Raw genomic sequence first — 20,069 nt, forward strand, 5'->3', positions numbered from 1 at the left:
GTTTTTGCCAAGTCAACCGAAACAGTCGTAAGCTGCATGAGGACGCTCCCTTCCGCTAAGTGTGGGTAACACTTTAACTTTGGCACATAGATGCCGTTAGGAAGGGGGCGTCCATTCCATTACCACAGCGTTACGCATCAGCCTTTGAGATGTGTGTAGAGACCTGTTTCAGCCAGCTCATTGGTAACTGATACGCCGCTATCGGAGGCATGGGTATCTACATCTCTTCGGTGAAAACATCACCTGAAAAATGCGGTTTTAGTGGTGAGCAGGCTTGCCCTGCGCGAGGCAAGCCCGTTCACCACAGCGCTATAGAGCCGCTTTAGGATATCTATGTCTCCACGGGGACCGACAACGCCGAGTTACCCAATGCGTGAGTGCGCGCCGCAAAGAACTTCAGCGCGACTCCAGTGCCGTCGAACAACTGCGAATACCGGCGCTTCTGCTGACGAATGAACCCCTCACTGCGCCCCGACACCGAGATCGCCAATGTGCTGGGGCGAGCGTGGCGAATCGCTTCCACCAGGTGGCTGTCCTGCGTGCCCAGCTCGTGGCCGAAGACGCACAACGCACCCTGATGGTTGAGCAGTTGCGCGTAACAGTACGACAGGTAATCCGAACTGCGGATGGTCTTGAGCTTCTCCTGGACGTTGCCTTCGCTGACGAACAGCGGCACATCGTCCAGGGTCTTGAGGGTGTTGTTGATCGCGAAACTGCTGAGCAGGGTGCTGTCGGTACTCGGCAGTTTGCGCGCGGTGCCGTCGAGGTTGCGCACCAGATGCAGGCCGCCATGCAGGTAGAGGATACGCGTGGCGTCGGTGCGGGTATTGCCCAGGTCGAAGCAAGCTTCGGTGCCGCGAAACAGGTCATCGATGCCCGGGGCGTGCAGGATCGCCCAATAGTTGAGCAAGTCGTAATTGCTGGTGAACACCGTGGTGTAGCGGGCCAGCTCGCCATTGATCGCCGCCAGGGTCGAGGGCTGCACCAGGCGCCATGGGATATGCACGGCGTGGATGGTATTGATCAGCGCTTCCTTGATCGCGTAATAGCGATTGCGTGGCGCGGCTGAGCTGACTGCCAGCGCTTTGTTGACCCGGCTGGTGGTTTTCAACGCGCCCAGGGCTTGCTCGAAGCTGCGGGTCTGTAACGCATCAAACACACTGAGTTCGGAGGCGCTCAAGGGTTTTTCTTCGACGGTGCGGGCGTTTTCGAACAGTGAGTCGTAGGCAAAGTCTTCCCAGATCGCCCGGCTGGCGCCGTTGCCGATCAGTATCGCGCTGAAGTCGTGGGTGCTACGCAGCGCGCTCCAGTCTTCAAGGTGGGCGTCAATATCCTGGAAATCCTTCATTGCGGCGGGTCTACTCGAAATCGGCTGGGCGGTGACTTTATCACGAGCCGGCGTTGATCTTGATCAAGGTGCGCCAGGCGGCTGAGGTTGATGCTGTACCTATAACGTCATCCGAGGATTCGCCATGAGCAGCACTTTCTTTATTCCCGCCGTCAACATCATGGGCACCGATTGCCTCGACGAAGCCATGAATGCCATTCGCAACTATGGTTTTCGCAAGGCCCTGATCGTCACCGACGCCGGGCTTGCCAAGGCCGGCGTGGCCGCGATGATCGCCGAGAAACTGGCGATGCAGGACATCGACTCGGTGATCTACGACGGCGCCAAACCCAACCCCAATGTGGAAAACGTCGAGAAAGGCCTGGCGCTGTTGCAGCACAGCGCTTGCGACTTTGTGGTGTCCCTGGGCGGCGGCTCGCCCCATGACTGCGCCAAGGGCATTGCACTGTGCGCCACCAACGGTGGGCATATCGGCGACTACGAAGGTGTCGACCGATCCAGCAAACCGCAACTGCCGCTGGTGGCCATCAACACCACCGCCGGCACCGCCAGCGAAATGACCCGGTTCTGCATCATCACCGACGAAACCCGCCACGTGAAAATGGCCATTGTCGACCGTAACGTTACCCCGCTGCTGTCGGTCAATGACCCGTCGCTGATGGTCGGCATGCCCAAGGGCCTCACTGCCGCCACCGGCATGGACGCCCTGACCCACGCCATCGAAGCCTACGTGTCCACCGCCGCCACGCCGATCACCGACGCTTGCGCGATCAAGGCCATTGAACTGATCAGCGCCAACCTGCGCCTGGCCGTACGTGATGGCAGCGACAAAGTTGCGCGGGAGAACATGGCCTACGCGCAGTTCCTCGCCGGCATGGCCTTCAACAACGCGTCCCTGGGCTTCGTGCACGCCATGGCGCACCAGTTGGGCGGTTTCTACGATCTGCCCCACGGCGTGTGCAACGCGGTATTGCTGCCTCACGTACAAAGCTTCAATGCCAGCGTCAGCGCCAAACGCCTGAGCGACGTCGGCCGCGCCCTGGGCGCCGATACCCAAGGCGCCAGTGACGAAGAGGGCGCCCAACTCGCCATCGCGGCCATCCGCAGCCTGGCCCACGACGTGGAAATCCCCGCCGGCCTGCGCGAACTGGGCGCCAAGTTGCAGGACATTCCCCTGCTGGCCACCAACGCACTTAAGGACGCCTGCGGGCTGACCAACCCACGCCGGGCCGATCAGCGTCAGATTGAGGAGATCTTTCGCAGCGCGTTTTGATCTGCCTTGCAACGGGCGACGCAGATCCACGCGCCGCCCGCTAATGCCACGCACAGAAGCGCCAGAGGCGATGCCTGCTGAGTGACCAGCAGGCTCGCCACGCCACCGATCATGGCCGCCATCAACTGATGGGTAAAACCACTCAAGGCCATGGCGTACGAGCCGCTAATGGGCGCCCCATCGTTGGCCAGTGACAGGCTGATGGGGTAGCTCATTGACTGGCCCAGAACGGCCACGCAATACGGCAGCCACAGCAGCACGGCAAGCCCACTCGCAAACACACTGCCCAGCAACATCACGGCGCTACCCAATAGCACCAGCGCAACCCCCCAACTCATCATGGTCAATCGCCCCGTGCGTGCCACGAAGCGATTGACCATCAAGGCGCCTGCCAGATACGCCCCGCTGATCGGCCAACCCAGCCAACCGTATTGCGCCGCGCTCCACTGAAAATGCCCCTGCAGGATCAGCGGAGCGCAAGTATTGAACGCGATGATCACCCCGTAACCCAAACCGCCGAGCAGCGCGGCATGCAAGAAGGGTGGGTGCCGCGCAATCGTGGCGTAAATGCGCCATGGGGGGGAGCGAGGAATCGGCTTTCAATAATTTAGGAAACGTCACACGTTGCAAGACCATCATCAAGAGGGCTGAGCCGATGGCTAGGCCATAGAAAATTGCCTCCCAGCCAAACGCCAGTTGCACCCTAGATCCCGCAAACTGACCGATGCCCAGTGCGATGACAAACGTCATCCCCAGCCACGACAACCCCTTGGCCAGAAGCGCGCCGCTGAAACTGTCCCGTACCAGAACCCTCGCCATCACCGATACACCGCCCGCGCCAAAGCCCTGAATCAGACGCAAGGTCAAAAACACTTCAACGTTGAACGCTGATGGAATGGTCGCGCTGGCCAACCCATACAACGCGAGCGCCGCCAGCAGCACCGGCTTACGACCAAACCGCTCACCCAGGCTGCCCCACAGCAACATCGGCAGCGCCATGCCTACCAAATACACCGCCAGCGCCAGAGCCACTCGATCCTCGGCGGCGGGCAGAGCAAGGGCGATGGCTGGGACCGCCGGCAAGTAGCTGCTGATGCCAACTTGGGCGAGGAAAGCGGCACTGCAGGCGAGCGCAAGGGTGGTGGTGCTTTTCAATGGCAAGCTTCCTTATTGTTGTTTGGCCGTGGAGCTACAGCGGGGACGCCACAAGCTGGTAGTGTATTTGTCTTCAGGATGCCGTTCATGGCGGGCCTTTGAAGGTAAACCTTATGAGAGTTCTGTTATTCGGCGCCACTGGCATGGTCGGCCAGGGCGTGTTGCGCGAGTGCCTGCTGGCGGCGGATGTGCAGGAGGTCGTCGCGGTTGGCCGTACGCCGCTGCCTCAGGTGCATGGCAAGCTGCATCAGGTGTTGCACGCCGATATGCTGGATTTCCAGCCGTTGGAAAATCTGTTGCAGGGCTTCGATGCGTGTTTCTTCTGCCTGGGTGTTTCTTCGGCGGGCATGAGTGAAGCGCGCTACACCCATCTGACTTACGACCTGACCCTCGTCGCCGCCAGTACCCTGGCGCGGCTCAATCCGCAGATGACGTTTATCTACGTGTCCGGCGCCGGCACCGACAGTACCGAGAAGGGCAAGTCGATGTGGGCGCGGGTCAAGGGCAAGACCGAGAATGCTTTGCTGCGCTTGCCGTTCAAGGCGGTCTACCTGTTCCGCCCCGGGGTCATTCAGCCGATGCATGGCGTGCGTTCCAAGACGCCGCTGTATCAGGCGTTCTATAGGCTGTTCGGGCCGTTGCTTTCGCTGGTGCGTCGGATAAAACCCGAATGGGTAGTGAGCACCGAGTCGGTGGGGCGTGGGATGCTGGCGGCGGTACGCCATGGCGCGCCGCAGGCAGTGGTGAAACAGGCCCAGATCCAGCGTCTGGCCAGCGAGCGTGTGTGATGTTGCACAAGAGCCTGGTGCGGCGCCTGGACTTGATCACCCTGCAACTATTCGTCGCGGTGTTCGAAGAGGGCACGCTGACCCGCGCCGCCACCCGGGAAGCCATCGCAGTGTCCGCCGCCAGCAAACGCTTGATGGAATTGGAGCAGGTGCTCGGAGTCAGTCTGTTTGTGCGCCGGGCCAAAGGCATGGAGCTGACGGCAGCCGGCGAGACCCTGCTACACCATGCACGCAGGATGCTGTTCAACGTCGAAAAAATGGGCCTGGAGCTAGGCGAACACAGCCATGGTGTGCGCGGTTATGTGCGGATGCTGGCCAATCTGTCCGCGATCATTCAGTTCCTGCCCGAAGACCTGCGGGATTTTTCCGAGCTGCATCCCGAAGTCAAAACCGATCTGGAAGAGCGCCCCAGCAACGGCGTAGTGCAGGGTGTACTGGACGGGGTGGCGGACCTGGGGATCTGCTCCTGCGACACCGACACCAAGGGCCTGCCCAGCGTGACCTATCGCCACGACAAACTGGTGGTGCTGATGCCGGCCGATCATCCGCTCGCGGCCCGGCCGGCCCTGGCGTTCGCCGACACCCTGGGCAGCGATCACATCGGCCTGCACGCCGCCAGCTCGATCAACATGCGCACCCATGCCGCCGCGCGCGAGGCTGGCCAGATGCTGCGCCTGCGCATTCATGTGCCGGGGTTCGATGCGATGTGTCGCATGGTCCAGGCCAAGATGGGCATCGGCATCCTGCCGCGCAAAGCCTATGAGCTGTTCGGTCGCCCGCTCGGCCTGCACGCCGTGGCGCTGACGGACGCCTGGTCGGACCGCAGTCTGATCCTGGTCGTACGTGATGAAACACAGTTGTCGCCCGTCAGCCGTTTACTGTTCGACTACCTGAGTCTCTCAGTGCCTTCCCTGGAGCGGCCTGACAGCCTGGTCCTACGGAAAAATCCCTGAGCGTTCGCGTTTAACGAACGCTCCTTGCCAACTGACGGTTGGATTTCTCCCGCGGCGGTCCTCTAGCCTTGGTCACTATTCCAAGAATAAGAGGGACTCCCGATGACGGCTCCACTAAGCGGAATCAAGGTGATCGAGATCGGCACGCTGATCGCAGCGCCGTTTGCCGCACGGCTGATGGCAGAATTTGGCGCCGATGTGATCAAGATCGAATCCATGGGGCAGGGCGATCCGCTTCGCAAATGGCGAAAGCTGCACGAGGGCACTTCGCTGTGGTGGTACCTGCAATCGCGCAACAAGAAGTCCCTGGCCCTGGACCTCAAGTCCAGTGAAGGCCTGGACCTGATCAAGCAACTGCTCGGCGATGCCGACGTCCTGATCGAAAACCTGCGCCCCGGCGGCCTGGAAAAACTCGGCCTGGGCTGGGAGGTGCTGCACGCGCTGAACCCTAAGCTGACCCTGGTGCGCATCTCCGGCTACGGCCAGACCGGGCCGTACCGTGATCGTCCGGGCTTTGGTGCCATCGGCGAGGCCATGGGCGGCATTCGCTACACCACCGGCAACCCGGAATCGCCTCCGGCGCGGGTCGGGGTAAGCCTCGGCGATTCCCTGGCCTCGTTGCATGGAGTGATCGGCGCGTTGATGTCGTTGCTGCGGGTCAAGACCGGCCAGGGCGAGGGGCAGATCGTCGATGTGTCCCTGGCTGAAAGCGTGTTCAACGTGATGGAAAGCCTGGTGCCGGAATACGACATGCTCGGCCACGTGCGCGAGCGCAGCGGCGGTGCGTTGCCCGGCATCGCGCCATCCAATACCTACCCGACCGCCGACGGTGCCTACGTGGTGATCGCCGGCAACAGCGACCCGATCTACAGGCGTCTGATGCACGCCATCGGCCGCTCCGACCTGGCCGACGCGCCCGAACTTGCTCACAACGACGGCCGCGCCGCCCAAAGCGCCGTGCTGGACGCGGCCATCACCCACTGGACCAGCAGCCAGCCCATCGACCGCGTGCTCAGCGCCCTGGAGGCTGCCGAAGTGCCGGCCGGTCGCATTTATTCAGTGGCGGATATCGTCAGTGATCCGCACTACCAGGCCCGCGACATGCTGCTCGATGCCCAGTTGCCCGGCGGTGTGTCGGTGAAGATGCCAGGCATCGTGCCCAAGCTCTCGCAAACCCCCGGCGGCGTGAATTGGCAGGGGCCCGCGCTGGGTCAGCACACCGACGAAATCCTCGGCAACCTGGGCTTGGGTGGTGCTGATATCCAACGCTTGAGAGCGTCGGGGGTGGTGCAATGATCCAGCGTTATGACGACCCGTTGATCGTGCAGGAAGTGTCGCCGCGCGATGGCCTGCAGATCGAGCCGACCTGGGTCGAGACCGCCGATAAGATTGCCTTGATCGATCAGTTGTCCCTCGCCGGTTTTTCCCGCATCGAAGCCGGCTCGTTCGTGTCGCCCAAGGCTATCCCGGCGCTGCGCGACGGCGAGCAGGTGTTCCAGGGCATCGAACGTCGGCCGGGGGTGATCTACGTGGCGCTGATCCCCAACCTCAAGGGGGCTCAGCGTGCTATCGAATCCCGCGCCGACGAATTGAACCTGGTGATGTCCGCCAGCCAAACCCACAACCTGGCCAATATGCGCATGCGCTGCGAAGCGTCCTTGGCAGCGTTCGCCGATGTCGCGCGGTTCGCCGCCGAGCATCCGGTACGTCTCAACGGCAGCATCGCCACCACCTTTGGATGCCCGTTCGAAGGCAAGATCGACGAAGACCGGGTGCTGCAGATTGTCGAGGCGTACCAGGCGCTGGGTATCCAGGGCATTAGCCTGGCCGACACCACCGGCATGGCCAACCCGCGTCAGGTGACGCGCCTGGTCAAACGCGTGTTGCAGCGGGTTTCTGCGCGGGATCTGACCCTGCATTTTCATAACACCCGCGGCCTGGGCCTGTGCAATGTGCTGGCGGCCTATGACGCCGGCGCGCGCCGCTTCGATGCAGCGCTCGGCGGCCTGGGCGGCTGCCCGTTTGCGCCGGGGGCGTCGGGCAATATCTGCACTGAAGATTTGGTCAACCTGTGTGATGAAGTGGGCATTCACACCGGTATCGACCTGCCGCACCTGTTGCAGTTGTCCCGGCGCTTGCCGGCGCTGCTGGGTCACGAATTGCCCGGCCAGGTGGTCAAGGCTGGGCGTAATTGCGACCTGCATCCACCACCGGCGTACACCGCCGCGTTGTGACGCTACACCAGACAACAAAAACAATCGGACGCCGTAGAGCGATCCGCTGGGAGAAAACAATGAGCACCAATACAGTAGAGACCGGCGCGCGCCCGGTCGGTGATGTCGATCCGGTCAAAGCGGTGGTTCACAAGGTTGCGTGGCGCCTGATGCCGCTGATCATGGTGTGCTACCTGTTCGCCTTTTTCGATCGCATCAATATCAGCTTCGCCAAGTTCCAGCTGCAGGCCGACCTGGGCCTGAGTAACACCGCCTACGGTCTGGGCGCGGGGCTGTTCGTGATCGGCTACGTGATCTTCGAGGTGCCGAGCAACATGATGCTGTACCGGGTCGGCGCGCGCCGCTGGATCGCGCGGATCATGGTGTCCTGGGGCCTGGCCACGGCGGCCATGGTGTTCGTCACGGCCGAGTGGCAGTTCTACGCCCTGCGCTTTCTGATCGGGGCGATGGAGGCCGGGTTTGCCCCTGGCGTGCTGTATTACCTGACCTTGTGGTTTCCCCAGGACTTCCGTGGGCGCATCACCTCGATGCTGTTTCTCGCCTCGGCCTTTTCCGGGCTGGTAGGCGCGCCGTTCTCCGGCCTGGTGCTGGAGCATATGGACGGCGTGCTGCAAATGCGCGGCTGGCACTGGCTGTTCCTGCTCGGCGGTCTGCCGTGCGTGGGGCTGGCCTGGATGGTACTCACCCAATTCAAGGACCGCATCGAGGACGCGCCCTGGCTCAGCGCCGAAGAGAAAACCCTGCTGGCCAGCCGCATCGCGGTGCACGAAGTGCACAAGAAAGGCTCGCTGCTGCAAGCCTTGCGGATTCCCGGATTCCTGATGTTGGGACTGATCTACTTCCTGATCCAGGTGGCGTCCTACGGCCTCAACTTCTGGGCGCCGCAATTGATCCGCAGCGCGGGTATCGAAAGCGCGGTGGTGATCGGTCTGCTGACCGCCATTCCGTATATCTGCGGGGCTATCACCATGGTGGTGGTGGGGCGTTGGTCGGATGCCACCGGCGAGCGGCGCAAGTTCGTTAGCGGCTTGGTGGTCATGGGCGCGGTCGGGTTTTTCTGCGCGGGCATCTTCGATGATCAGCAGGTGTTTCTAATTATTGCGTTGGGCCTTTTGGGCGCCGGCATCATTGCCTCGATCCCGACGTTCTGGACCTTACCGCCCAAACTGCTGGCCGGTGCCGGGGCGGGCGCGGCGGGCGGGATTGCGCTGATCAACACGCTGGGGCAACTGGGTGGGATCGTCAGCCCGGTGATGGTGGGTCGCATCAAGGACATCACCGGCACCACCACGCCGGCGCTGTATGTGATCGGCGTGTGTGCGTTGATCGCCGCTGCGTTGCTGATGTGGGGCCTGCCGCAGAAAATGCGCACGTCCGACAAGCGCTGACGCGGGTTCACGCGGACGCCAGCGCTTTGGCTGGCGCGCCGCCGAACTGAATCAACGCCACGCCCCCCATCAGCAACAACGCCCCGACCACCCGGGGCGTTGTCAGTTGACGCTCTGCCAAACCAAACAGGCCGAAGTGGTCGAGCATCAGCGAGGCCAGCATCTGCCCGGCCAACGCCAGCGCGACAAACCCCGACGCGCCCAATTTGGGCAGCAGCATCAGCGCCAGGGAAATAAAACACACACCAAAGGCACCACCGGCCCACATCCACAGGGGCGCCTGGGTGATAAAGGCCAGGCTCGGCAACGGCAGGCGCAGCGCCAACATCACCGGCAGCAGCACCACAATGCTCACCAGCAGCGAGGCCAGCGTGGCCCACAGCGGGTGGCCGAGGCCGCGCCCGAGGTTGGCGTTGATCGCGCTCTGAAATGGCACCACCGCGCCGGCGATCACGGCCAGCACTATCAGCCCAAGCCAATGAAAGGGGGTCATCTCGAATCTCCTGAATGGTTTCGCTGGACTCTAGGATATTCGTCACGCAAATTTAAATTCCAAGTTCTTATGATGAGCATGCAGCTGATGAATGATCTGCGTCGCATCGACCTCAATCTGCTGGTGATCCTCGACGCGTTACTCACTGAGCAGCACGTCACCCGCGCCGCCGAGCGCCTGCACCTGAGCCAGCCGGCGGTCAGCCATGCGCTGGCGCGTTTGCGCGATGTACTGGATGACCCGTTGCTGGTGCGCCAAGGCGGCACACTGGTGCCCACGGCCCGGGCCCTTGAGCTGGCTACGCCGCTGGCTGAAGCCTTGGCACAGGTGCAGGCGCTGCTGGCACCGAATCAATTTGACCCGGCATCGGCCAAGCGCCGGTTTCGTGTGGCGATGTCGGACTACAGCGCGGCGATTTTCCTACCGAGCCTGGTGCGCACTTTGCGCCGCGAAGCGCCCGGTATCGACCTGCAAATCGTGCAAACCAGCCGCGAAGGCATGGTCGACGGCATACTCAACGGCGACCTCGACCTGGCCGCCGGTGTGTTCCCCGATATCCCTAGGGAACTGCGCACCACGGCGCTGTTCGATGAGCACTACACCTGCCTGATCGATCGCGACAGCCTACCGGACAACGCCACGCTCGACCTGCCCACTTACCTGGCACGCCCCCACGTGCTGCTGGAAATGCGCGGCAGCGGCACCCCGGAAATCGAGCGGGCGCTGAGGGCGATCCGCCAGCGCCGACACGTGGCGATCAGCCTGCCGCACTGGGGCGTGGCGCCACAGTTGATCCTGGGCACGGACCTGATCCTGACGGTGTCCGCCCGTGGCGTGCAGAACGTTGATCATCGGCAATTGCTCACTCTGCCACCGCCATTCGCTATTCCATCGTTTGCCTTCGAACTGGCCTGGCATGCGCGGCGGGGTGGGGATACGGGGCTGCAATGGCTGATTGGGCGTATACAAGCGGTGGTGGGTTGAGATCCGCTCGTTTCATAATCTGCGCTCGCACTGTTGGATCTTGCTCAAGCTATTGCGCCGAGGAAATATCATGCTTTCTGGCTTCAACCACCTGACTCTGGCCGTCACCGACGTGCCGCGCAGCGTCAATTTCTACCATGATGTGCTGGGGCTTCAGCTTGACGCCACGTGGGATAATGGCGCGTATTTATCATTGCCGGGGTTGTGGTTGTGCCTGTCCCTCGACAGCTCATGCGGGTCGGAGCCGGCTGCGGACTACACGCATTACGCGTTCTCGGCTGAGCCTCAGGGGTTCACCGCGCTGGTCGAGCGTCTGCGTACCGCCGGCGTGCAGGAATGGCGCGATAACCGCAGCGAGGGCGCCTCGTTCTATTTTCTCGACCCGGACGGCCATAAGCTCGAAGTCCACGTCGGCGATCTGGCGTCGCGCCTGCGAGCCTGTCGCACGCGGCCTTATACCGGCATGACGTTTTACCCGTAAGGCCGGAACGTGCAAAATCCTTGCACCCTTCACTGATCAGAGTCGCGCCATGACCCCTTCCTTGCTGCTCGCTGTGCTTGCTTCGGGTTTTATCTACGGGATTACCCCTGGCCCCGGTGTACTGGCCGTGTTCGGCATCGGTGCCGCCCGTGGTCGGCGGGCCGGGGCGGGTTTTTTGTGCGGGCATTTGCTGGGGGACGTGGTGTGGTGCAGCACTGCGTTGATTGCCATCGTCGGTGCGCGGGAGGTGGGCAGCAGCGCGTTCGATGTGCTGGGCGTGCTCAGCGGTGCGTATTTGTTCTGGCTGGGCTGGCGCGCGATACGCACCCAGCGTCGCAGCAGCGATGCTCCCGAGGGCGCGGCGCGGCATCCGTTCTGGCACGGCATTCTGTTCGGCTTGACCAACCCCAAGGCCTACCCGGTGGCGGTGGCCACCTTTACTGCGTTGTTGTCCAGCCGTGCCGAGCTGCTGACCTGGTCGATGCTGCCGTGGTTGATCGTGTTGAGTTTTATCGGCGGGTTGCTGGCTTATGGGATTCTGGTCGGCGTGGTCGGCGCTCAGCGGGTGCGCACCCTGTACCAGCGCCATGAAATCCTTATCACCCGTCTCTGTGGCGTGATGTTTATCGGCTTCGCCATTAACGCCCTGGCCCATGCTTTGCCCGGCTTGTTTAGCAGCAAAGCGGCCTGACGAGCCGATGACCGTTCGTCGCACTGGTAAGTTTTTTCTAAACCTTTACTCCTGTGAAAATTCGAATTCAGGGCAGGGCCTGTGCCCCGCCCTAATTTTTGCTCTGGAGGAACCCATCATGAGCCGCATGGCTATCCGGTTACGCACCGCCAGTTTCGCGATGCTGCTGGGCCTCGGCGCCAGCAGTGCTTTCGCCCAGTCGCCTGGCGAATTCATCGAGAAGGCGTCGGCCAAGGGCATGGCCGATATCGAAACCAGTCGCATGGCCCACGCGAAAACCTCGTCCCAGGAAATCAAGGACTACACCATCGAAGTCATCAACGAGCGCACCCTGGCCAATCAGCATCTGGCGGCGATTGCCAAGAAGCTCGATCTGCCTGTGGCCCCGCGCGAACAGATCGTGGATAAAGCCGAGACCTTGATGCCCGAACTCAAGGACGGCGACTCTTTCGATGCCGCCTACACGGCCCAGCAGGTCAAGGAGAACGAAGAGGCCATCGCGCTGTTCAAGCAAGAAGGTGCCGCCTCGGATGTACCGGAAATAAAAGCGCTGGTGGATGAAACGTTGCCACGCTTGGAAGAGCGTCTGCAAAAGGCCCGCGCGCTGGCCTCGACCTATGGCAAAGGTCATCAAGGCGATGGTTGAACCTTACGCCTGAACCAAAAAACGGCGGCTGGATCACATCCAGCCGCCGTTTTTTTATGCCTGATTCAGATCGGTTTTACTCGGCGCCGCATCGTCGGCGGCATGCCCGCAGCTGTTGTTGAGGTTCATCGAGGCCGTTTTGCCGATGCTGCGGTATTCCTGGCGCAGTTTTTCCAGTTCCTTGCGGTCAAGGCCATCCAGGCTCAGTACGGCATTCTGCGCGTCCTTGGTCACCCGCAGCAGTTCGTCGATCTTGATATGCAGGATGTCGTTATCGCGGTTTTGCGTGTTCTGAATCAGGAACACCATCAGGAACGTGATGATGGTGGTCGATGTGTTGATGATCAGTTGCCAGGTGTCGTTGTAATGAAAATACGGCCCGCTCAGGCTCCATAGGCCGATCAACGCGACTGCCGCGTAGAACGTGCGCGCGCTGCCCGCCCAGCGAGACAGAGATTGGGAGACTGCAGAGAATTTCATGACCGGGTTCCTTAAAAAATACAGGTGATGAAATTCTGACCGCAGCCGCGCTCTAAAATTTATTTTTACAATTTTGCGTTGTTATGCCTGCTGCATCGGCGCTTCAGTGCCGATACCTGCGCCTATTTCACCGCGCAAAAATCAAGCCCGTTTAACGTTCTTTCGGGAGGCTACAGCGAGTGGCAGCTCGGTGTATCGAAAGCTGGGGTTCGAACCCTTATACAACTGCCAGGCTTTTGTCCGCGGGCCCATCTTGCCCGCCTGATCAGAAGCCCATTTTCGTCTGGCCGCGATCCTCAAGGGCCAACAGATACCGCTTGGCCTCCAGCCCACCGGCAAACCCGGTCAAACTGCCTGACGCACCGATGACGCGATGGCAGGGGGCGATGATCGAAATGGGGTTCCGACCATTGGCCGCGCCCACGGCGCGTACCGCGTTCGGGTTGCCGATTTGCTGGGCGATCTGGCTGTAGCTACGGGTTTCGCCGAAAGGGATGGTCAACAGCGCCCGCCACACCTGGTTCTGGAAGTCGGTGCCGGTGAACTCCAGTTCCAGCTCGAACCTATCGCGCCGGCCCGCGAAGTATTCCGTCAACTGGCGCTCGGTTTCCAACAGCACCGGGTTGTCGTCAGCAGCGCGTAACTCGCCGAGTCGAACCCGATTGGCGCGTTCGGTTTCCCACAAAATGGCACTGAGCTTGTCGTGGCGGGCCACCAGGGTGAGCTGGCCGACGGGGGAGGGCATGAGCATGTAGTCGTAGGACATAGGCGAACTCCTGGGAGGGCGACAGTTTAACGGCGCATCCCAACACTAGCGCCAGCAGACTAAGCGGGCACTACGTTTCTTGCGCTCGAATTTTGCGCCCCTCTAGAAATTCCAATACACCCAGCTGGAGTAATAGGGGGCTACGTACCACCAGGCGATCAGAAACGGCACCTTCACTATCGTCGGATGGCCTACGGCAAACAGTGAGAGGGTATTAAGCACAGTGACGACCAGCGCAAACAGGCTGACGCGCCGGCTGGCGTGGCGCTTGGCAAATCGTACGCCGTACACCGACCCAGCAAGGGAGGCCAACACCAGTAGCAACCCAAACGGCACCGGCAACCTCAGGAACGAAACCAGCAGGGGCAGCACCACCACCCAGCCCACCACCTGATGCAGGGTGGGCTTGGGCGTGGTTTGTGGGTATTCAGGCATGGCGGTCATCTTGCTTCCGGGGGCAGGGGTCGCATCATCCTTACCGGAATCTTTCAGCGCATCCAGATTTTTCCGAACGTGATTTACCGCTGCTAAAAGGTCGCCTCCAGGGAAAACGGCACGCGCAACGCTTCGATGGGCCCATCGCGTACCCCGCACATTTCGTCATGGGCGCACTGTTGCACCAGCACGCAGGGGAAGGGTGCCACGCCTTGCAGCAGGTCGCGCAAGTGTGTGGTGGAGCGGATACGCAAAGGCTGGCCGTCCTCGCCCAACAACGTCATCTCGCCGTGAACCAGCCTGATGCGTGCCACATAGAAACCGCCCTCCAGCGACAGCAATTCCAGTTCGCGGACTTCGCCTTTTGCAGCCACATCCGACAGCATTTGCATATTCATCATTCATCCCCACGCCTGTCAGGCAGGCTGAAAAACCCGTTTATTGGCGACGGAAAAACAGCGTGACCTGCCCCCATTCCACGCCGAACTTGGACATGCTGGAGCGGTTGATCAGGGTGTCTTCGTCCATCAGATACATCCAGTCGTCGAAGCTGACTTCGTACACCGAACCGTCCACCGGCAAGTTGAGCCGATAGCGCCAGCGCAACGCGTTGCCCGCCACCTCACCGATCGCCTCGCCGACCACATCGCCGGCGCGCCCACGCCAGCGCCCGGGGCCGTCCGGGGTGAGCGTCCATACGCGACGTTGGCGAGTGCCATCGCTGTACACGAAACGCTCGTCGAGAATCAGCTGGTTGCCCTCGCGCCGGCTGTCGATCTGCACTTCAAAGCGCTTGGCTACCTCGCCGGAACGCTTCTCGAAAATGCCCCAGGCCTTGACCGGCTTGCTGAAAAAACGCTCCAGATCCAGCTTGGGTTGCTGATCGGCATAGTGATCCACCCCCACGCCCGTGCAACTGCACAGACTTGCGACCAGCAATAGAGAAACCAGTAGACGCACCATGGCGGGGCTCCGTGATCGTGCGAGGCGAAGTGCCCCTATCGCCATTGATACTTGTACAAAATAATTGATTTGTACAGGTTTGCGCTGCGTCGTGATGCGTAAAGGTCGCAAGATCGGGTGGTATCACTGAATTTCGCCCATAAAAAAACCGGCCACCAAGGGCCGGTTTTCTTATGCATCCCCGTCAGCAACGGCGTGACGGGGAGCGAATCTGAGTGGAGCGGGTGAAGGGAATCGAACCCTCGTTATCAGCTTGGGAAGCTGGAGTAATGCCATTATACGACACCCGCTCAGAGCGGCTGACTTTGTACCAGATGTGCGCTGGGATTTGAAGTTTTTCTTTGGAAAATGTGCAGGTTGCGTGCATCTGTCGAGGTGACGAACGGCTTCTTGCCGGCTCACCATGGCGACCGCACGTGTTCGCCATGGTGAGCCGGCAAGGCCTCTGCGGTTCAGAGTGCGAACGCATGTTGCGTTTGGCCGCGGTCGTAGCGCGGCCGGTTGATACGCTGCTCCGGTTTCAAGAAACCCACCACGGCGTCACGGCTGTCCCGACACGCGGCTTTGTGTTCCATGTCCAGAAAGTGACCGGTGGCCTGGATGCTACTGAAGCTGCTGTTCTTCACATATTGACCGAATAGCCTGGCATCGTCGGCGCTGGTGTATTCGTCCCATTCGCCGTTGACGAACAGCACCGGAATGTCGATCTGCTTGGCCGCCTTGAGGTAGCACAACCGGTCGCTGTCGAGCACTTGGCTGATGTGGAAATGCATCTGCCCGTATTCATGCTCGGCCAGGCTGCTCACATGCTTGTGGTTGAACCGTTTGAACAGCGAGGGCAGATGCTTGCCGATGGTGCTGTTGACCAAGTGGCCGACACGATCGCGGTCGAGGTTGCTCAGGTAATCGACGCCGCGTTCCAGGTAGTCGCGCATGGGCGCATTGATCACCGGTGAGAATGAGCTGATCACGGCTTTTTCCACCCGGCGCGGGCGCTGGGAGAGGGCGACCAGGGTGGCGGCGCCGCCCCAGGAAAACGACAACACATGTTCGGCGGCGAAGTGCTCGATCAGCTCCAGCAGGATATGGCCTTCGACGTCCTTTGTGAGCATATGCTCGTGGCGGTTATGGAGTTTGGAACGGCCGGCGTAGGGCTGGTCGTACAACACCACATTGAATTGCGGGTGCAGGCTCTTCACGGTTTGGGCGAAGGATGCCGTGGTGGCCATCGAGCCGTTGACCAGAATGATGGTCTTTGCAGCGGCATCCGCGCGATAGAACTCCGTGTAAACCCGATACTGACCCTGTATATCCAACACAGCGATTTCTGGCCTCATGTCGTAAGACTCCTGGCAAGCGGGTAGGGCGCGCAGAACACTCTGCACGAGCTTTGTGACAGGTAGGCATACGCCTGGAAAAGGAAGGCCCATGTCGGTCCGATTACGGCTGGCCGGCGGGTGTTGTTATGGCGGGCGGTTTGCCTGGAGGGCCCGTGGATCAAGCGCGGGCAGGGCAAGGTGGGTCTTGGAGTTTATAGGCGACTCGTCAGTCATATTGCGGCTGACGGTTTGATTCAAGCAGCAGACCCGGGATGCCGCAAGGCGCTCAAATAGGTTTTTGCAGTCGCCGGCTGAATGGTCGTCAGACCTGTCTGATTTCTGCGTCGGTCAATGCCCGGTACTCGCCCGGCGCAAGGGTCGCGTCCAGCACCAGCGGGCCCATGCGCTCACGATGCAGGTCGATCACTTTATTGTCGAAATGTCCGAACATGCGTTTGACCTGGTGGTAGCGGCCCTCGACGATGCTCAACCGCGCGGTCCTCGGCCCCAGCAGCGTCAGTTCGGCGGGTTGGGTGGTGAGGTCTTCGAAGGCAAAGTACAAGCCTGCGGCGAACGTAGGCGCGTACTCGGGGCCGATGTCCTGTTGCGTCTCGACCCGGTACACCTTGGGCAACTTGGTCTGCGGTTGAGTCAGCCGGCGCGACCATTGGCCGTCATTGGTGATCACCAGCAAGCCCGTGGTGTTGAAGTCCAGCCGCCCGGCAATATGCAGCTCGCCCTTATCCGGCTCATCGAGCCAATCGAGTACGGTCGGGTGTTCAGGATCCAACGTCGCGCTCACACAGCCCCTGGGTTTGTGGAGCATGAAATAACGCGCCGGCTTGCCCGCCTGCAGCACCTCATCGTCCAGGCATACCCGGCTGAATTCGCGCACTTCATGGTGAGGATCGCTGACGGCAACGCCATCGACCCGGATCCGCCGCTCCACCAGTAACAGGCGTACCTGTTTTCGATTGAAGCGCGGCAGGTTGCTGAGGAAACGATCGACACGCATCAGGATCGCTCGGCGTCGCGTAACTGTTGGTCGACTTGGGCACAGCGCGGGCACAGGCAGGCTTGGTTACGCAGGGCGTCCGGCAGGGCTTGCAGCACCGCCGGATCGATGGTGACGCTGTAGCACCAGCAGGCTTGGTCGACGCGGCGAGGGTCGGCCAGGGCGCAGTCGTTGCGAGCGCCGCAGGCGGGGCAGAGGGTGGGCGTGGTCATCGGTCGGTTCGGGCGGTATCGGGCAAGGAGCCGGTCCATTCCGGCGTGCCTTGCACGATACAGGGCCGACCTTGCCTCGGCTACTCAGAGCTGGAACTTGCTGACCAGCACATTGAACGAGGTAGCCAAGCGCGACAGGTCCTGGCTGGAGGCGTTGGTCTGGTGCGCACCGGCGGCTGTCTGAGTGGACAGGTCCTGAATGTTAAGCAGGTTGCGATCCACTTCACGGGCCACCTGGGCCTGTTCTTCCGATGCGGACGCGATGACCAGGTTGCGTTCGTTGATCTTGGCCACGCTGGCGGTAATGCGTTGCAGCGCTTGACCGGCACTTTGCGCCAGGGTCTGGGTATTGTTGGCCCAGGTCAGGCTCTTGTTCATTGCCGCCACCGCGCCGTCGGCGCCCACCTGCACTTCGCCGATCATTTTTTCGATGTCAACCGTGGAGGTCTGGGTGCGATGGGCCAATGCCCGCACCTCATCGGCAACCACCGCAAAGCCGCGACCCTGCTCACCGGCCCGCGCCGCCTCGATGGCAGCATTGAGTGCCAGCAGGTTGGTCTGGTCGGCGATGCTACGGATCACGTCGATCACCTTGCCGATCTCGCGTACCTGGTTGGCCAGGTCGACGACCGATTGCGTCGAATCGTTGATCTCCACCACCATCGACGACATGCCGGATACCGCCTGCTCCACCTGCTGGCGGCCGTCTTCGGCTTCGGCGGTGGCCTGGCGCGAGGCTTCGGAGGTGGACACGGCATTGCCGGCCACTTCGTCCACCGCGGCGGTCATCTGGTTGACGGCAGTGGCGGCCTGTTGGATTTCGTCATTCTGACGGGTCAGGCCACGGGTGCTTTCATCGGTGACCGCACTCAGTTCTTCGGCGGCCGAGGCCAGTTGATCCGAAGCATTGGCGATTTCCATCAGGGTGCTTTTCAGGCCGCCCTGCATGTCCGACAGTGCCATCAACAGTTGCCCGGCTTCGTCGGTACGTTCGGTGAGGATGGCGTGGGTCAGGTCACCGCTGGCAATGCGTTGGGCGCTCTGCACCGCTTGGGCAATGGGGCGGGTGATCAGACGGGTGATCAGCACGCCCACGGTGATGGCGATGATGAACGCCAGTACGATGCCACTGATCATCCACGTCAAGGCGCTGTTGCGCAGCTCGTCGGCGGCGATGGCGCCTTCTTTGATCTGGCGGTTGTTGGACTCGATGATCACGCGGATCAACTCGCGGGCCTGGCGGAACAGTTCGTTGTTGGTGGTGTTGAGTTCAGCCCGAGCCTGATCGATCTTGCCGCTGTCGAGCATCGCTGTAATGCGTTCGGCACTGCTGATATAGCTCGGCAGCACTTTATCCAGTTTGTCACCCGCTGCCCGTTCGTCATCTGCCAGTGGCGTTGCGCGGTAGGTGGCGTAGGCATCCTGGCTGCGCTTGAGTTCGTTGGCGATGTCTTGGCGTACGCGGTCGCGGTCTTGCTGGGACACATCGCCTTGGCTGGCGTCCATCAGGCGGTACAAGCCTCGGTTGTGCGCGACGATCCCATTGAGGGTGGCGGCCGTGGTGCTCACAGATACAAGGTTGTTGGAAAACGTGAGTTCCAATGCCGTGGACAGCCTGACCACGCCCTTGATACCCAGCAAGCCAACCCCGAGGGTGACCAGCGCACACAGTAAAAACGAAAGCAGCAGCTTGGTTGAAATTTTCATGGTTCGAATCCGGGGACGTTAGCGAAGTATGCACGCTAGAGCCTCCCTGGCTGCACGCGACATCATAGTGACATCATGGTAAAGCGAAGAGTTTCAACATCCAAAAATTAACTGAAACGTTAAAGCTCAAGTTTGGATTCGTTCTGCGGAAGTGCAGCGTCCATAGGCATTTATCAGAGGCGGCCTAGGTGTATCAAGTTGTTACAGGAACGCACCAGATTCCGTTTTTGATGTCAGATATTTCGTCATTCAGTGAAAGCTGAATGCCGCCCTTCAGCGTCGCTGAAGGTGCTCTTTCGCGGTCCAGGAGGCCGCCATGTATCGACGAATGCTGCTCAGCGCTTTACTCGGTCTGACCCTTTCCGCTTGCGTGCCCTATTACGAGGGAGGCCAGAGCTACTACCGTTCCGAGGTCTATACCTCACCAGCGCCGACGTACTACTACGGGGGTGGCTCGGTGTATCAATACCGGCGTGATTACTACCCTGCGCCCCGTTACTACGCACCGGCACCGCGTTATTACTCTGCGCCGCGCTACTACCAGCCGGCCCCGCGCTATTACTCGGCGCCGCGTTACTACCCGTCCGGGCCGCGCGCCGGCTACCGGCCTTATCCCAATCAGGGCTGGGGGGATCGCGGTGGGCATGACCGTCGAGGCGACCGTGGCGACCGTGGTGGCGGACGCGGCGGTCATTGGTAAGTTTCCCACTATCGAGCGGCGCATCTAGCGCCGCTTTT

At 61.2% G+C, this 20,069-nt stretch carries 22 protein-coding genes, 1 tRNA gene and 1 pseudogene; 11 read left to right on the forward strand and 13 right to left on the reverse strand.

What is annotated here, in order from left to right; all coding sequences use genetic code 11:
- Positions 1-331: 331 nt before the first annotated feature.
- On the reverse strand, positions 332-1,348 hold the full coding sequence (locus ABX75_RS20630; protein ID WP_047882570.1) for a DUF4917 family protein: 1,017 nt from the start codon (positions 1,346-1,348) through the stop codon (positions 332-334).
- Between the two features lie 124 nt (positions 1,349-1,472).
- Here ABX75_RS20630 and yiaY point away from each other — a divergent pair, with 124 nt between their 5' ends.
- A complete protein-coding gene (yiaY, locus tag ABX75_RS20635) occupies positions 1,473-2,621 on the forward strand; it encodes an L-threonine dehydrogenase (protein ID WP_034096354.1) in 1,149 nt (382 codons plus the stop codon).
- Here yiaY and ABX75_RS20640 read toward each other — a convergent pair.
- Positions 2,588-3,776, reverse strand: a pseudogene (locus tag ABX75_RS20640) (MFS transporter). The gene yiaY and the pseudogene ABX75_RS20640 sit on opposite strands and share 34 nt — an antisense overlap.
- A gap of 113 nt (positions 3,777-3,889) precedes the next feature.
- Between ABX75_RS20640 and ABX75_RS20645 the strand changes: the two are divergent.
- The 5 genes from ABX75_RS20645 (at position 3,890) to ABX75_RS20665 (ending at position 9,139) form a co-directional block, all read left to right on the forward strand.
- Positions 3,890-4,564 (forward strand): NAD(P)H-binding protein, encoded by a 675-nt coding sequence (locus ABX75_RS20645; protein WP_047882571.1) that lies wholly within the window; start codon positions 3,890-3,892, stop codon positions 4,562-4,564.
- Entirely contained in the window at positions 4,564-5,517 is a 954-nt protein-coding gene (locus tag ABX75_RS20650) for a LysR family transcriptional regulator (protein ID WP_034096357.1), read from the forward strand. The genes ABX75_RS20645 and ABX75_RS20650 overlap by 1 nt, the downstream gene beginning before the upstream one ends.
- Before the next feature lie 102 nt (positions 5,518-5,619).
- On the forward strand, positions 5,620-6,813 hold the full coding sequence (locus tag ABX75_RS20655; RefSeq protein ID WP_047882572.1) for a CaiB/BaiF CoA-transferase family protein: 1,194 nt from the start codon (positions 5,620-5,622) through the stop codon (positions 6,811-6,813).
- Positions 6,810-7,751 carry a hydroxymethylglutaryl-CoA lyase gene (locus ABX75_RS20660; protein WP_034112370.1) on the forward strand — a complete coding sequence of 314 codons (942 nt, stop codon included), beginning with the start codon at positions 6,810-6,812 and terminating at the stop codon, positions 7,749-7,751. The genes ABX75_RS20655 and ABX75_RS20660 overlap by 4 nt, the downstream gene beginning before the upstream one ends.
- Before the next feature lie 59 nt (positions 7,752-7,810).
- Entirely contained in the window at positions 7,811-9,139 is a 1,329-nt protein-coding gene (locus tag ABX75_RS20665) for an MFS transporter (protein WP_034096360.1), read from the forward strand.
- 7 nt (positions 9,140-9,146) lie between these two features.
- Here ABX75_RS20665 and ABX75_RS20670 read toward each other — a convergent pair whose 3' ends face one another.
- Positions 9,147-9,632 carry a DMT family transporter gene (locus ABX75_RS20670; RefSeq protein WP_034096361.1) on the reverse strand — a complete coding sequence of 162 codons (486 nt, stop codon included), beginning with the start codon at positions 9,630-9,632 and terminating at the stop codon, positions 9,147-9,149.
- A 69-nt stretch (positions 9,633-9,701) separates the two neighbouring features.
- Between ABX75_RS20670 and ABX75_RS20675 the strand changes: the two genes are divergently transcribed.
- The 4 genes from ABX75_RS20675 (at position 9,702) to ABX75_RS20690 (ending at position 12,434) form a co-directional block, all read left to right on the forward strand.
- On the forward strand, positions 9,702-10,616 hold the full coding sequence (locus ABX75_RS20675; RefSeq protein WP_034096362.1) for a LysR substrate-binding domain-containing protein: 915 nt from the start codon (positions 9,702-9,704) through the stop codon (positions 10,614-10,616).
- A gap of 70 nt (positions 10,617-10,686) precedes the next feature.
- The gene (gene fos, locus ABX75_RS20680) at positions 10,687-11,097 is read left to right on the forward strand and encodes a fosfomycin resistance glutathione transferase (protein WP_040267565.1); all 411 of its coding nucleotides are present in this window, start codon (positions 10,687-10,689) and stop codon (positions 11,095-11,097) included.
- A 49-nt stretch (positions 11,098-11,146) separates the two neighbouring features.
- Positions 11,147-11,788 carry a LysE family translocator gene (locus tag ABX75_RS20685; protein ID WP_034096364.1) on the forward strand — a complete coding sequence of 214 codons (642 nt, stop codon included), beginning with the start codon at positions 11,147-11,149 and terminating at the stop codon, positions 11,786-11,788.
- 118 nt (positions 11,789-11,906) lie between these two features.
- Positions 11,907-12,434 carry a DUF4142 domain-containing protein gene (locus ABX75_RS20690; protein ID WP_034096365.1) on the forward strand — a complete coding sequence of 176 codons (528 nt, stop codon included), beginning with the start codon at positions 11,907-11,909 and terminating at the stop codon, positions 12,432-12,434.
- 54 nt (positions 12,435-12,488) lie between these two features.
- On the opposite strand, the gene ABX75_RS20695 is transcribed toward ABX75_RS20690, so the two are convergent.
- The 10 genes from ABX75_RS20695 to ABX75_RS20740 form a co-directional block, all read right to left on the reverse strand.
- On the reverse strand, positions 12,489-12,914 hold the full coding sequence (locus ABX75_RS20695; RefSeq protein ID WP_034112375.1) for a low affinity iron permease family protein: 426 nt from the start codon (positions 12,912-12,914) through the stop codon (positions 12,489-12,491).
- A 265-nt stretch (positions 12,915-13,179) separates the two neighbouring features.
- Entirely contained in the window at positions 13,180-13,680 is a 501-nt protein-coding gene (locus tag ABX75_RS20700; protein WP_047882573.1) for a methylated-DNA--[protein]-cysteine S-methyltransferase, read from the reverse strand.
- A gap of 102 nt (positions 13,681-13,782) precedes the next feature.
- Entirely contained in the window at positions 13,783-14,124 is a 342-nt protein-coding gene (locus tag ABX75_RS20705; RefSeq protein ID WP_309295754.1) for a hypothetical protein, read from the reverse strand.
- Positions 14,125-14,207: 83 nt separating this feature from the next.
- Positions 14,208-14,513: a DUF6482 family protein gene (locus ABX75_RS20710; protein WP_034096782.1), complete on the reverse strand. Its 306-nt coding sequence runs from the start codon at positions 14,511-14,513 to the stop codon at positions 14,208-14,210.
- A gap of 40 nt (positions 14,514-14,553) precedes the next feature.
- On the reverse strand, positions 14,554-15,078 hold the full coding sequence (locus ABX75_RS20715) for a DUF3833 domain-containing protein (protein WP_034137336.1): 525 nt from the start codon (positions 15,076-15,078) through the stop codon (positions 14,554-14,556).
- Between the two features lie 216 nt (positions 15,079-15,294).
- Positions 15,295-15,368: transfer RNA gene (locus ABX75_RS20720), tRNA-Gly, on the reverse strand.
- A gap of 162 nt (positions 15,369-15,530) precedes the next feature.
- Positions 15,531-16,415 carry an alpha/beta fold hydrolase gene (locus tag ABX75_RS20725; RefSeq protein ID WP_034096369.1) on the reverse strand — a complete coding sequence of 295 codons (885 nt, stop codon included), beginning with the start codon at positions 16,413-16,415 and terminating at the stop codon, positions 15,531-15,533.
- A 304-nt stretch (positions 16,416-16,719) separates the two neighbouring features.
- Positions 16,720-17,412, reverse strand: a complete 693-nt coding sequence (locus tag ABX75_RS20730) for a pseudouridine synthase (protein WP_034096370.1) — start codon at positions 17,410-17,412, stop codon at positions 16,720-16,722.
- A complete protein-coding gene (locus ABX75_RS20735; protein ID WP_034096371.1) occupies positions 17,412-17,624 on the reverse strand; it encodes a cysteine-rich CWC family protein in 213 nt (70 codons plus the stop codon). The genes ABX75_RS20730 and ABX75_RS20735 overlap by 1 nt, the downstream gene beginning before the upstream one ends.
- 84 nt (positions 17,625-17,708) lie before the next feature.
- Positions 17,709-19,331: a methyl-accepting chemotaxis protein gene (locus tag ABX75_RS20740; RefSeq protein WP_034096372.1), complete on the reverse strand. Its 1,623-nt coding sequence runs from the start codon at positions 19,329-19,331 to the stop codon at positions 17,709-17,711.
- Between the two features lie 316 nt (positions 19,332-19,647).
- Here ABX75_RS20740 and ABX75_RS20745 point away from each other — a divergent pair, with 316 nt between their 5' ends.
- A complete protein-coding gene (locus ABX75_RS20745) occupies positions 19,648-20,031 on the forward strand; it encodes a hypothetical protein (protein ID WP_034137340.1) in 384 nt (127 codons plus the stop codon).
- Positions 20,032-20,069 lie beyond the last annotated feature (38 nt).

The sequence above is a fragment of the Pseudomonas sp. ARP3 genome, from assembly GCF_001029595.1.
GTDB lineage: Bacteria > Pseudomonadota > Gammaproteobacteria > Pseudomonadales > Pseudomonadaceae > Aquipseudomonas > Aquipseudomonas rhodesiae.